The sequence below is a fragment of the Streptomyces sp. NPDC001617 genome, assembly GCF_053596855.1.
On record NZ_JBSFHA010000045.1, the window covers coordinates 52,102 to 64,397 of the forward strand.

Below are 12,296 nucleotides of genomic sequence, written 5' to 3' on the forward strand. Positions count from 1 at the left end.
GCGCCGCTTCGGCGGAGGGCGTCCCTCGAGCGCCGTAGGCACACAGTCGTAGAGACGCGGAAAGCGGAAGGCGCCCTGGCGCCGGTCCCCCCACGGGCCGACGTCCAGGGCGCCTTCCCATGTCCCGGTGCGGATTCCCCCCACGGGATCCGGCCGGGCGTTGAGAGGACAGCGCCTGAATCGCTGTTCTTTCGGTGGTGCAGGTACTGCTTCTCCTGCCGTTTGAGCAGAACGAGCAAAACTTCTCGTACTACTCGGTGTGCGGTCTGCCGGGACAGCGCACGGTCGGGAGGGCCGCTCAAAGCTTCCCGAAGCACGTGTCCCGGCAACGCATCTCTGAGGAAGTCCCCCAAGACATCCCCAGATGCCAGTTCGCGCCCCCCAAGACGCTCCCTGACATCGCCAACTTAGACCTTCGAACCCCTTCGATGGTTACGTTCACATCACTGTGATCTGCGTCTCTTGCATTTGTCCGTTTGATACGCAAGAGCCCCGATGCACTGATCGGGACTCAAGCGTAAGGATGATGCGCGAGCCTTGTGAAGAGCTTATGTGAGCCCGGCCCGGCGTTCCAGAGGTGCTCTGGTCACGACTTTGGGGTAACCGCCAGTAACTTCGCCGGAGTTCACCGGAACGTCCGCAATCTGAGACTGTTGGTCACCACGAATACCGACGAGAACGCCATCGCGGCCCCCGCGATCATCGGGTTCAGCAGTCCCAGTGCGGCCAGCGGCAGCGCGGCCACGTTGTAGCCGAAGGCCCACACGAGATTGCCCTTGATCGTCGACAGCGTCTTCCGCGACAGCCGGATCGCGTCCGCGGCCACCCGCAGATCCCCGCGCACCAGCGTCAGATCGCCGGCCTCGATCGCCGCGTCCGTCCCGGTCCCCATCGCGAGCCCCAGGTCGGCGGTGGCCAGCGCGGCGGCGTCGTTGACCCCGTCGCCGACCATGGCGACGACCCGTCCCTCGCCCTGCAGCCGCCGTACGGCGTCCACCTTGTCCTCGGGCAGCACCTCGGCGATCACCTGCTCGATCCCGACCTCCCGCGCCACCGCCTCCGCGACCGCCCGGTTGTCCCCGGTCAGCAGCACCGGCGTGAGCCCCAGCGCGCGCAGCTCGCGCACCGCGGCCGCGCTGGTCGGCTTCACCGCGTCCGCGACGGCGACGACACCGCGTGCCACTCCGTCCCAGCCGACCACGACGGCGGTACGGCCGCCCCTCTCGGCCTCCTCCTTGGCGCGGGCCAACTCCTCGGGCAGTGACTCGTACAGCCGCCCCACGGCCACGTCACGGCCCTCCACACGCCCGCGCACACCCCGCCCGGGTACGTTCTCGAAGCCCTCGACCTCCGGGAGCCGCCCGCCTCGCTCCTCGGCGCCCAGAGCGACGGCCCGGGCGACCGGATGCTCCGAGGCGTGCTCGACGGCGCCCGCGAGGCGCAGGACCTCCTTCTCGTCGGCGCCGTCGGCGACGTGGACCTCCTGGAGGGTCATCCGTCCCGTGGTGACCGTCCCGGTCTTGTCGAGGACGACGGTGTCGACACGGCGGGTGGACTCCAGCACCTCCGGACCCTTGATCAGGATGCCGAGCTGGGCGCCGCGTCCCGTCCCGACCAGCAGCGCGGTCGGCGTGGCCAGGCCCAGCGCGCACGGGCAGGCGATGATCAGGACCGCGACGGCCGCGGTGAAGGCGGCGACCGTGTCGCCCGTGACGCCGAGCCACACCCCGAAGGTGCCGAGCGCGATGAGGATGACGACGGGCACGAAGACCGCCGAGATGCGGTCGGCGAGCCGCTGCACCTCCGCCTTGCCGTTCTGCGCGTCCTCGACCAGCTTCGCCATCCGCGCGAGCTGCGTGTCGGCGCCCACGCGGGTGGCCTGCACGACGATCCGGCCACCGGCGTTGACGGTCGCCCCGGTGACCGCGTCACCCACGGAGACGTCCACCGGCACCGACTCGCCGGTCAGCATCGAGGCGTCCACCGCCGACGCGCCCTCGACGACGGTGCCGTCGGTCGCGACCTTCTCTCCCGGCCGTACGACGAAACGGTCCCCGACGGCCAGCTGTGACACGGGAATCCTGACCTCCCGCTCACCCGCCCGTCTCCCACCACCGCCCTCGACCGAGAGCGCTCCGCGCTCGCCCTCTTCGTATCGCAGCACCGCCACGTCCTTCGCGCCCAGCTCCAGCAGCGCCCGCAGCGCGGCGCCCGCCCGCCGCTTGGAGCGGGCCTCCAGATAGCGGCCCAGCAGGATGAACGCGACGACACCGGCGGCCACTTCGAGGTAGATCGTCGAAGCGCCGTCCATCCGCGAGACGGTCAGCCGGAACTCGTCGTGCATGCCGGTCATGCCCGCGTCGCCGAGGAACAGCGCCCACAGCGACCAGCCGAACGCGGCCAGCGTGCCCACCGAGACCAGTGTGTCCATGGTCGCGGCGCCGTGCCGGGCATTGGTCCAGGCGGCCTTGTGGAAGGGCAGTCCGCCCCAGACGACCACGGGCGCGGCGAGGGTGAGGGCGAGCCACTGCCAGTTGTCGAACTGCAGGGCCGGGATCATCGAGAGGAGGACGACCGGGACCGCGAGGACGGCGGAGACGATGAACCGCTCGCGGTAGGCGGCGAGTTCGGGGTCCGTCTCCCCGGTGGGCGCCTCGTCCGCGACGGGCGGGGCCGGCTCCTCGGCCGTGTACCCCGTCTTCACCACCGTGGCGATCAGGTCGGCGACCTGGATGCCCGCGGGGTAGCTGACCTTGGCCTTCTCCGTCGCGAAGTTCACCGTGGCGGTGACCCCGTCCAGGCGGTTGAGCTTCTTCTCGACGCGGGCCGCGCAGGAGGCGCAGGTCATCCCGCCGATCTGCAGTTCGACTTCCGAGGTGTCGGCTATCGGTGTCTGTGTGGTCGTGCTGCTGGTCATGTCCGGACTCCAGACATCGGACCGGACCGTGCGGAGCCAGTATCAGCTGGTCGGCACGGCCCGCTCGGAGAACAGGAACGTGTCGGTGCTCAGGCCGGGCCGACGAGCTCGAAGCCGGCCTCGTCCACCGCGGCGCGCACCGCGGCCTCGTCGAGGGGTGCCTCGGAGACCACGGTGACCTCACCGGCGGAGGCGACGGCCTTCACCGAGCTGACGCCGGGCAGCTCGGAGAGCTCGCTCGAGACGGAACCCTCGCAGTGTCCGCAGCTCATCCCGCTCACCTTGTAGACGGCGGTGACGGAACCCGGGGTGTCGGTCTGCGCGGTCATGTCGTTCTCCTCGTGGAGGCGTGTGGGGCTGACGAGACCCACGATGGGGTCCGTGCTCTGCAGAGCTTACCCCTAGGGGGTATGGATCCAAGAGGGATCGCGCCGGGCCGGCGACCGCACCCGGGCGATGCCGAACAGCGACACCAGCACCAGCCCTCCCACGGAGAACCACGTGAAGAGGTGCTCCTGACGCTCGGTCGGCTGCGGGATGTACCCCTCGGCGAAGAGCTGCCTGTCCAGCCCTGTTCCGGCCAGCCGCGCCACCAGCCAGATCGCGATGCCGTGCGTGGAGTCCCACAGGGCGTGCAGCAGCGAGACGCCGAGACAGGTGCGGATGACCGGCCCGGCGAAGTGGAAGTGCCCGTTCGGGCGACGGTACGAGAGCAGCACGCCACCGGCGATCGCCGTCCACAGCCCATGTCCGAAGGGGGCGAGCACCCCGCGCAGGATCTCCGTCTCCAGCAGGGCCCGCAGGTCGATGCCGTCCGTCGAGACGGCCGCGTCGAAGGCGTACCCCGCGCTCTCCAGGGCGGCGAAGCCGAAGCCGACGGTCGCGCCGAGCACCAGCCCGGCCCGCATCCCGCGCGGCCGTACCTGCCGCCGCAGCACGAACATCAGCGCGCCCAGCTTCACCGCCTCCTCGATCAGTCCGACGCCGACGAACATCCGCAGGGAGGGGTGGAGCAGGTGGTACTCCATCACCGAGGCGCCGAGAACGCCCAGCGTGCCGCCGGTCAGGAAGCAGCCGAGGATCACGCTGACCCCGAGGTCCTGACCGTGGCGCTCGTACGCCCACAACACGAAGGTCACCGGTACCAGGAAGCTGCCGAGCAGGATCAGGGTCGGCAGCAGGGTGGTGTTCCTGGTGGCGTGGGTGACGAGCGCGGTCATCGTCCACAGCCCGAGCCCGCCCCACAGACAGTGCTTCCACAGGCCCGCCCGGATCCGGGGATACGTCGGCGGAGGCTGCTTCGGACCAGGGATGCGGGCCTGGGGCGCGCCGGGCGGTGGAGAGTAGGTCACGGCAAATCCCTCTGTTCGGACGGATTTATCCGCACCTTATGGGGAGTGCCCCTGTGCCGCAGGCCGGGACGCTCGTACTGATCACGTCCATCGCGGTACGGCGCCGCTCCTGGCTTACGGGACCAGCCGCCGGCTCCCGGTCCCGCCCGGTCATCCTCGAGATCCCGCCGGGCAGCCTGGTCGGTCCGCACGCACTGGGCTGGGCGGGCGACGCAGGGGGCGATCGACACGCGTCCCGCCTGGGCCCGACGATGCGGATCTTCCTCGCCGGGTACGAGACCGAGTTCGACAAGGTGCGCGGCTGATCAGAGGGTCGGTCCATGTCCTCGACCCGCTGTACGTCCCACGACGGGACCGGCGTCCTCGCCCTCCTCGCGCCCTCGCCCTCCCGCTGGTCGTGGACATCACGACGCTCGGGGGCGACGACACGGTCCTGAAGGCGGCGGACGTGGCGGCGCTGGTCGGCGTCGCGATGGTGTCGGTGCTGGTGTTCCCGTTGCTCGGAGTGCGGCTAGGGGCGAGCGGGTGCGGCGGAGGTGCGGGTCAGGTGGACGGGGGCGTGGACCGAGTCGTGGTGCGTGCGTCCGGGTGGCCGAGGCGGTCGCCGACGAGCGGGGCGAGATAGCGGATCAGGATGTTCTTCAACTCCCGGACGTAGGCGTCGCGTTCGGTGCCCTCATGGGCGAGGACCAGCTCCAGTCCGGCCTTGTACATGCCGAGGCAGACCTGGGCGGTGCGGCTGAGGTCGGCGGGGGCCATGTCGGGCAGGACGCTGTCGAGTACGCCCTCGATCCGGCCGAGCAGCGTCGCGTGCAGGGCGTCGTGCTCCTCGGTGATCCGGCCCGGCACGTCCGGGCCGTGCATCAGCGCGAAGAACACCGGGTGGTCGCAGTTGAAGGCGATGAACCGGTCGACGGCCGCCCCGACCGCCTCCTCCAGCGGGGTCGCGGGGTCGACCGGTGCGAGCGCCTCCCCGAACGTCTCCCGCATCTCGTGCACGAGCCGCTCGCCCAGCTCGATCGCGATCGCTTCCTTGTTCGGGAAGAACTGGTAGAGCGTGCCGGGGGAGACGCCGGCCTCGCGGGCGATGGCGTTGGTGCTGGCGGCCGTGTAGCCGGTCGTGCAGAAGACGTTGGCGGCGGCATCGAGGAGCTGGGCGATACGGCGCTCACCGCGGGCCTGACGGCGACGCGGCTGTTCCGCCTGCTCGCTCTGCTCCGTCCGCTCTGCCTGTTCCTTCTGCGGGTTGTCGGGCACGCGTTATCCCCAGCTCTCCGAACGTGATTGACAAACACGAGTGGTCGCTCGCATTCTGGATCCAGCGAAATGCGAGCGATCTCTCGTGTTTCCGACTTCATGGTGCCATGATGAAGGGGACATCGCGCGATGACCGAAGTCAACAAGCCACCACAGCCCGGAGGCTGGACGCGGTTCGTCACCGCACGCCCCCGGCTGTCCCTGCTCGTGGCCCTCGTCATCACGGCGCTCGCCGTGGTGGCCGGCAGCGGGGTCGCCGACCGTCTCGGCAGCGGCGGCTGGGAGGACCCGGCCGCCCAGTCGACGTACGCGACCAAGGCCCTGGAGCGCGAGTTCCCGGCCTCCCAGCCCAACCTCCTGCTTCTCGTCGACTCCGGCGGCTCCTCGGTGGACGCCCCGTCGGTCGCCGCCGAGGCGAACCGCCTCACCACCCGCCTGGCCTCCGAGCAGGGCGTGGAAGGCGTCGGCTCCTACTGGCAGACCAGGTCACCGTCCCTCCGCGCGAAGGACGGCCACGAGGCGCTGATCGCCGCGCACATCACGGGCGACGAGAAGACGCAGAGCGACACCCTGGACCGCATCGCGCCGCACTACCGGGGCCCACACGGCCCGGTGCGGGTGAAGGTCGGCGGCATCGTCGCGGTGCGGCACGAGATGCAGACGACCATCAAGGAGGACCTGGCCCGCGCCGAACTGATCGCCCTCCCCGTGACGCTCGTCCTGCTGGTGATGGTCTTCGGCTCGGCGATCGCGGCCCTGCTCCCGCTGGGCATCGGCATCGTCGCCATCCTGGGCACGAACGCGGTCCTGCGCGGCCTGACGACCTTCACGGACGTCTCGGTCTTCGCCCTGAACCTCACCACGGCCCTGGGCCTGGGCCTCGCGATCGACTACGCCCTCTTCATCGTCCGCCGCTTCCGAGAAGAGCTGTCCACAGGCGCGGACCCCTTGCCGGCGGTCGCCACCACCCTCCGCACAGCCGGCCGCACAGTCCTCTTCTCGGCCCTCACGGTCGCGGTCTCCCTGGCGGCGATGCTGGTCTTCCCCCAGTACTTCCTACGGTCCTTCGCCTACGCCGGCATCGCGGTGGTCCTCCTGGCCGCGGCGGCCGCCCTGATCCTGCTCCCGGCTGCCCTGGTCCTGCTGGGCCACCGGGTCAACTCCCTGGACCTGCGCCGGCTGTTCCGCCGCGGACGCGGCCCGTCGAAGACCTCCGGAGAGGAAGGCACCGCCTGGGCTCGCATGGCGACCCTGGTCATGCGCAGGGCCCCGTTCTTCGCCCTGGGGACCACGGCAGTGCTGGTCCTCCTCGGGCTCCCCTTCCTGGGCGTGAAGTTCGGCACCGCCGACGACCGCCAACTCCCGTCGACCGCCGAGTCCCATGTGGTCCAGCAGCACATCCGGGACGGCTTCCCGGGCAACCCGGGCGGCGGCCTGGAGGTGCTGGCCGAAGGAAAGGCGACCCCGGCGCAGTACACGGCCTACAAGGACCGCATAGCGGCGCTCCCCGGTGTGCTCCGGGCCGACGGTCCCCTGGTGAAGGGCGACTCGGCGTACTTCACGGTCCTGCCCAAGGGCGAGGCCGTGGACGACACGGCGCAGCACCTGGTCCACGAACTGCGCGCCACCAAGGCCCCCTTCGACACCAAGGTGACGGGCACGGCGGCGGTCCTGGTCGACTCCAAGCACGCGATAGCGGAACACCTGCCCTGGGCGGCGGCCTTCATAGCGATCGTCACCCTGCTCCTGGTCTTCCTGCTGACCGGCAGTGTCCTGATCCCCCTCCAGGCGGTCATCCTCAACGCGCTCAGCCTGACGGCGATGTTCGGCGCGGTGGTCTGGGTCTTCCAGGACGGCCACCTCTCCGGCCTGCTCGGCTTCACCAGCCCCGGCTCCATAGAGACGACCCTCCCGGTCCTGATGTTCTGCGTGGCCTTCGGCCTCTCCATGGACTACGGCGTCTTCCTGCTCTCCCGCATCAAGGAGGAGTACGACAGAACGGGCGATCACGACGAGGCGGTCCGCCACGGCCTGCAACGCACGGGCGGCCTGATCACGGCGGCAGCGGTGATCCTGGCGGTCGTGATGGTCGCCATCGGCACCTCCAGGGTGACCAACACCAAGATGCTGGGCCTGGGCATAGCCCTGGCGGTCCTGATGGACGCGATGATCGTCCGGAGCTTGCTGGTGCCGGCGGTGATGAGGCTGACGGGAACGGCGACCTGGTGGGCCCCGACCGCATTGCGGCGCATCCATGAACGGTTCGGATTGAGCGAGGGTGGGGGGAATCCACCCAAGGGCGCGGGGCTGTGTCGAGATGCCGCTCCGCCGCGGGGCGCGACCAGCCACGATGAACCCGCAGACGGCAATGGCGACGGGAGCCCACATGAGAGCGGCGATCTTCGAGCAATACGGTGAACCCCTCAAGGTACGTGAGGTGTCCGACCCCCGACCGGCCCCCCACGGAGTGATCGTCCGAGTAGAGGCCACCGGCCTCTGCCGAAGCGACTGGCACGGCTGGCAGGGCCACGACCCGGACATCACCCTCCCGCACGTACCCGGCCATGAACTCGCCGGCGTGATCGAGGAAGTCGGCCCCCGCGTGACCGCCTGGCACGCGGGCGACCGAGTCACCGTGCCCTTCGTCTGCGCGTGCGGAACCTGCGGAGCATGCGCGGCCGGCGACCAACAGGTCTGCGAACGCCAGACACAGCCCGGCTTCACCCACTGGGGCTCCTTCGCCCAGTACGTGGCGCTGGACCACGCCGACGTGAACCTGGTCGCCGTACCTCGGGAGCTCTCCTTCGCCACAGCGGCAGCGCTGGGCTGCCGGTTCGCGACCGCGTTCCGGGCGGTGGTGCAGCAGGGCAGGCTCGCGGCGGGGGAGTGGGTCGCGGTGCACGGTTGCGGGGGAGTGGGCCTGTCGGCGGTGATGATCGCGGCGGCGTCCGGGGCGAGGGTGGTCGCCGTCGACGTGTCACCCCAGGCCCTGGACCTGGCGAGGAAGTTCGGCGCCACGGAGTGCGTCGACGCCTCCCGGACCCCGGACACAGCCGCGGTGATCCGCGAACTGACCGGCGGCGGCGCCCACTTGTCCCTCGACGCCCTCGGCTCGCCGGTGACCTGCGCGGCCTCCGTGAACGGCCTGCGCCGCCGAGGCCGCCATGTCCAGGTGGGCCTGCTCCCGTCACCGGACGGCACGACACCCGTCCCGATGGCCCGTGCGATCGCCCTGGAGCTGGAACTCCTGGGCAGTCACGGCATGGCGGCACACACCTACCCGTCGATGCTGGAGCTGGTGAGGGCGGGTGTCCTGCGCCCCGACCTCCTCGTCACGTCCACGATCACCCTGGACGCGACCCCTGACGCGCTGGCGGCGATGGGGACGGCGCCGGGAGCGGGGGTGACGGTCATCGAGCCGTGGAGCTGAGGGAATCGGGCCGGCCACGGTGGGCTGCCCACTCGTGGTCGAGGACGGCCATGAGCACCTCGTCGACCCACTCGCCGTCGCGCACCCGCACCTCCCGCCGTACGCCTTCGACGACGAACCCGACCTTCTCGTACACGCGCAGGGCCCGGTGGTTGTGGCCGTAGGCCTCCAACTGGACGCGATGCAGGCCGAGTTGCTCGAAGGCGTACCCGACGACGAGGCGCGTGGCCTCGGTGCCGACGCCGCGCCCCCGCCCTCGCGGCCCGATGAGGGTGCGGAACGTACAGCTGCGGGCCGCCGCATCCCACTCGTGGAGGACGACCTCGCCGAGGAGTTCGCCGGTGTCCGGGGCGGTGACGGCCAGGTCCAGGCGATCGGGCTGGGTGGCCCGGGACCCGTACCAGGAACGCAGGCGCTCCAAGGTGAGCTCGGTGGACGGTTCGAAGGTGAAGCGGATGACCTCCGGGTCCTGGATGATCTCCCAGATCGCGTCGGCGTCGGCCTCGCCGAAGGGCCGTAGGACGGTCTTCTCACCGGTCAGGACGGGTTTGACGGCGAAGTCGCTCATGGTCGTCATGGGCTCGACTGTGCCCCATGGGCGGGGTGGGGCACAGGAGTCTCTCCCCGGGGTCGGCGGCTCAGGCGTCCCTGCGGCCGCGGTTGCCGGGCCGCGCGGCCACCCAGGCCCGGACCGTGTCGGCGTACCAGAAGGGCTTGCCGCCCTCGACATGGTCGGGCGGCGGGAGCAGCCCGTGCTTGCGGTAGGAACGCACGGTGTCCGGCTGCACCTTGATGTGCGCCGCGATCTCCTTGTAGGACCAGAGCCGTCGGTCGGTCATGAGGTGCACCTCCCTGCGCGCACCGCGGGGGCGGCCGGGGGCGGCCGTCGGGGGAGCCGGGCGCTGCGCTGGCGATCACAAAGCCTGTGCCCCCGTGAACGACGGAGCGTGAGGGCAGGTCAGGGCCTGTGCACCGGGTGTGACGCACAGGTCGCGTACATGCGACATATGTGACACGGAGGAGGTGTTTGTGACACGAGTGCAGCAGAGGCGTACGCGGACTCATGGGCGCGGCGCGTTGACATCGGCGGGACGCGCACGGCATGGGCGAGGTGGGCCGGACCCGCTGCGCCGGGCCCGGCCCACCGGCTCCCCCGCTTCCCGGTGGCGCTGCCGCCGAAGAGCCCTCCCCCCAGGGGGGATCATCCGGCCGGACGCCGATCATCGTGCAATCGACGCACCCTGCCGGTCTTGGAGAAATCCGCACTTCGGGCGGATGCGAGCAAGAGACTCGTGGCCTCCCCGGCCATCCGGTCGGCGGCAGGCACCCCCGGCTGCGAGGCCGGCGGAATGACCCGGGCCAGGGTGAACTCACGGGGCGTGCACCCGGTCATGGCCCTGAACTCACCGCTGAGATGGGCCTGGTCGTAGAACCCGCAGATGGCCGCGGTCTCCGCCTGCCCGCGCCCCTCGGCCAACAGCCGCCGGGCCCGTTGCAGCCGCAGGACCCGGGCGGCCACCTTCGGCCCGAGCCCGATCTGCTCCCGGAACCGGTTCTCCAACTGCCGTACGCCCCACCCCACTTCATCGGCGAGCGACCGCACCGGCACCGCACCCCACGTCCGCACCAGCTCCGACCAGGCCCGCACGACCCGCACCGAACTGGGCGTCCCGGCCTCCGACCACCGCACCAGCACATCGTCGAGCAGCCCGAACCGCTCCTCCCACGTCGGCAACGAGGCCAGCGCGGCGGAGAGTTCACGAATGGTGTTCCGTCGGTCTCCCATGCACCGCGTGCCCAGAACATGCGGCAGATCATCGGGATCGATGGTCCGGTCGATGAGTTCGTGGAGGGGGGTCCCGAAGAGCGTGAACGCCGCCCAGGGCGTCATCAACACCTCGATCCCCGACAGCCGCCCACCGTGCTCCCCGATGGCCGGCGTGGTCGTGGGCCCGGCGAACACGGACTCCAGGGTGACCGGAGCCCGCCCCGCACGGGTGACACGTACAGGCTGCTCAAACCCGAGCAACAGGGTCGCGGCCCCGATGGGCGTCTCCAACCGCCGCCGTGGCCGATCGAGGGCCAGCCGAAGCCCGCGATAGCTGATCACGCCGGGCCGCAACAGAGGATGGGGCCGGGCAAGAACGGTCTCCCAGGTCCCCCACGGCCCTTGCCCGGACCGCACACGCACGGCAGTAGTCATGCCCCCATGCTGCAACCCCTCAAGGGGCGCGGGACAGTGTCGGTTTGCGGCTCCGCCGCGGGGGCGCGACAAGCCACGACTCACCCGCAGCCGCACACGCACAGCGCCCGGCGCCCCACGAGGCGCCCCTATGCCCCGCAGGACCGAAGAAACGCCCGAGTCCGCTGAGCGATGGGCAACGGCTTGTCCGGCGCACACGGATACATGTCCTGCTCGACGATCGCGAACAAGTCCACGTCCAGCTTCTGAGCCGCCTCCAGGACGGGCCCCAGCGCGGGCACCCCGGTCGGAGGCTCACACATCACCCCCTGGGCGACGGCCGGCCCGAACGGCGTCCCCTTCGCCCGCACGTCGGCAAGGATCTCCGGGTCCACCTGCTTGAGGTGCAGATACCCGATCCGCGCCCCGTACGTCTCGATCAGCTTGACGCTGTCACCGCCGCAGTACGCGTAGTGCCCCGTGTCCAGACACAGCGACACCAGCGAGGAGTCCGTCCCGTCCAGGAACCGGACGACGTTCTCCTCACTGTCGATGTGGGTGTCGGCATGCGGATGTACGACGATCTGCAGCCCGTACCGCTCCCGCACCTCATGCCCGAGCCGCTCGGTCAGGGAGGTCAGATTCCGCCATTGTTCGGGCGTCAGCGTGTCGGACTCCAGCACCTCACCGGTCTTGTCGTCCCGCCAGAAGGACGGGATGACCACCAGGTGAGAAGCGCCCATGGCCTGCGCGAGCACCGCGTTGTCGGCGACGTGGGCCCAGGTCTTCTCCCAGACGGCCTCACCGTGATGCAGCCCGGTGAAGACGGTCCCCGCGGACACCTTCAGCCCCCGCCGGTCCACCTCCTCGGTGAGCACCGCCGGATCGGTCGGCAGATAGCCGTACGGGCCGAGCTCGATCCACTCGTAACCGGAATCGGCGACCTCGTCGAGGAACCGCTGCCAGGGGACCTGCTGAGGGTCGTCGGGGAACCACACACCCCACGAGTCGGGAGCCGACCCGATCCGGATGCGGGACAGTGAGGACTGGGAGGACAACGACGTCATGCCGGTCAGCTTCCGCGCGGGCAGCAAGCGCTGTCAAGGTCTCGTCCGAATGTCTGGACAAAACATTGACAGGGTCGAGCGCACGGGACTA

11 protein-coding genes are annotated in these 12,296 nt (G+C 70.4%); 3 read left to right on the plus strand and 8 right to left on the minus strand.

All coding sequences use genetic code 11. The features are described from left to right. Positions 1-625: 625 nt before the first annotated feature. From ACWC09_RS29805 to ACWC09_RS29815, 3 genes are all read right to left on the minus strand, one after another. A complete protein-coding gene (locus ACWC09_RS29805; protein WP_450854011.1) occupies positions 626-2,917 on the minus strand; it encodes a heavy metal translocating P-type ATPase in 2,292 nt (763 codons plus the stop codon). Between the two features lie 89 nt (positions 2,918-3,006). Continuing rightward, complete coding sequence (locus tag ACWC09_RS29810) at positions 3,007-3,246, minus strand: heavy-metal-associated domain-containing protein (protein ID WP_450854012.1); 240 nt, start codon at positions 3,244-3,246, stop codon at positions 3,007-3,009. Between the two features lie 72 nt (positions 3,247-3,318). After that, positions 3,319-4,269 (minus strand): PrsW family intramembrane metalloprotease, encoded by a 951-nt coding sequence (locus ACWC09_RS29815; protein WP_450854013.1) that lies wholly within the window; start codon positions 4,267-4,269, stop codon positions 3,319-3,321. A 38-nt stretch (positions 4,270-4,307) separates the two neighbouring features. Here ACWC09_RS29815 and ACWC09_RS29820 point away from each other — a divergent pair, with 38 nt between their 5' ends. After that, positions 4,308-4,574 carry a hypothetical protein gene (locus tag ACWC09_RS29820; protein ID WP_450854014.1) on the plus strand — a complete coding sequence of 89 codons (267 nt, stop codon included), beginning with the start codon at positions 4,308-4,310 and terminating at the stop codon, positions 4,572-4,574. 238 nt (positions 4,575-4,812) lie between these two features. On the opposite strand, the gene ACWC09_RS29825 is transcribed toward ACWC09_RS29820, so the two are convergent. Then, a complete protein-coding gene (locus tag ACWC09_RS29825; protein WP_450854015.1) occupies positions 4,813-5,526 on the minus strand; it encodes a TetR/AcrR family transcriptional regulator in 714 nt (237 codons plus the stop codon). A 129-nt stretch (positions 5,527-5,655) separates the two neighbouring features. Here ACWC09_RS29825 and ACWC09_RS29830 point away from each other — a divergent pair, with 129 nt between their 5' ends. Both ACWC09_RS29830 and ACWC09_RS29835 read left to right on the plus strand, forming a co-directional pair. Continuing rightward, positions 5,656-7,944 carry an MMPL family transporter gene (locus tag ACWC09_RS29830; RefSeq protein WP_450854016.1) on the plus strand — a complete coding sequence of 763 codons (2,289 nt, stop codon included), beginning with the start codon at positions 5,656-5,658 and terminating at the stop codon, positions 7,942-7,944. Continuing rightward, on the plus strand, positions 7,913-8,956 hold the full coding sequence (locus ACWC09_RS29835) for a zinc-dependent alcohol dehydrogenase family protein (protein ID WP_450854017.1): 1,044 nt from the start codon (positions 7,913-7,915) through the stop codon (positions 8,954-8,956). The genes ACWC09_RS29830 and ACWC09_RS29835 overlap by 32 nt, the downstream gene beginning before the upstream one ends. Here the strand turns inward: ACWC09_RS29835 and ACWC09_RS29840 are convergent. From ACWC09_RS29840 to ACWC09_RS29855, 4 genes are all read right to left on the minus strand, one after another. Beyond that, positions 8,937-9,524 (minus strand): GNAT family N-acetyltransferase, encoded by a 588-nt coding sequence (locus tag ACWC09_RS29840; RefSeq protein ID WP_450854041.1) that lies wholly within the window; start codon positions 9,522-9,524, stop codon positions 8,937-8,939. The genes ACWC09_RS29835 and ACWC09_RS29840 overlap by 20 nt on opposite strands. 70 nt (positions 9,525-9,594) lie before the next feature. Beyond that, positions 9,595-9,795 carry a helix-turn-helix transcriptional regulator gene (locus ACWC09_RS29845; RefSeq protein WP_450854018.1) on the minus strand — a complete coding sequence of 67 codons (201 nt, stop codon included), beginning with the start codon at positions 9,793-9,795 and terminating at the stop codon, positions 9,595-9,597. Between the two features lie 362 nt (positions 9,796-10,157). Next, entirely contained in the window at positions 10,158-11,159 is a 1,002-nt protein-coding gene (locus tag ACWC09_RS29850; RefSeq protein ID WP_450854019.1) for a helix-turn-helix domain-containing protein, read from the minus strand. 128 nt (positions 11,160-11,287) lie between these two features. Continuing rightward, positions 11,288-12,205 carry a sugar phosphate isomerase/epimerase family protein gene (locus tag ACWC09_RS29855; protein ID WP_450854020.1) on the minus strand — a complete coding sequence of 306 codons (918 nt, stop codon included), beginning with the start codon at positions 12,203-12,205 and terminating at the stop codon, positions 11,288-11,290. Positions 12,206-12,296: the final 91 nt, after the last annotated feature.

Bases quoted from the DNA above. Each gene is read 5' to 3' on its own strand.
- ACWC09_RS29810 (WP_450854012.1), bottom strand. From the start codon at position 3,246: ATGACCGCGCAGACCGACACCCCGGGTTCCGTCACCGCCGTCTACAAG.
- ACWC09_RS29805 (WP_450854011.1), bottom strand. From the start codon at position 2,917: ATGACCAGCAGCACGACCACACAGACACCGATAGCCGACACCTCGGAA.
- ACWC09_RS29830 (WP_450854016.1), top strand. From the start codon at position 5,656: ATGACCGAAGTCAACAAGCCACCACAGCCCGGAGGCTGGACGCGGTTC.
- ACWC09_RS29855 (WP_450854020.1), bottom strand. From the start codon at position 12,205: ATGACGTCGTTGTCCTCCCAGTCCTCACTGTCCCGCATCCGGATCGGG.
- ACWC09_RS29845 (WP_450854018.1), bottom strand. From the start codon at position 9,795: ATGACCGACCGACGGCTCTGGTCCTACAAGGAGATCGCGGCGCACATC.
- ACWC09_RS29835 (WP_450854017.1), top strand. From the start codon at position 7,913: ATGAGAGCGGCGATCTTCGAGCAATACGGTGAACCCCTCAAGGTACGT.
- ACWC09_RS29850 (WP_450854019.1), bottom strand. From the start codon at position 11,159: ATGACTACTGCCGTGCGTGTGCGGTCCGGGCAAGGGCCGTGGGGGACC.
- ACWC09_RS29820 (WP_450854014.1), top strand. From the start codon at position 4,308: ATGGGGAGTGCCCCTGTGCCGCAGGCCGGGACGCTCGTACTGATCACG.
- ACWC09_RS29840 (WP_450854041.1), bottom strand. From the start codon at position 9,524: ATGAGCGACTTCGCCGTCAAACCCGTCCTGACCGGTGAGAAGACCGTC.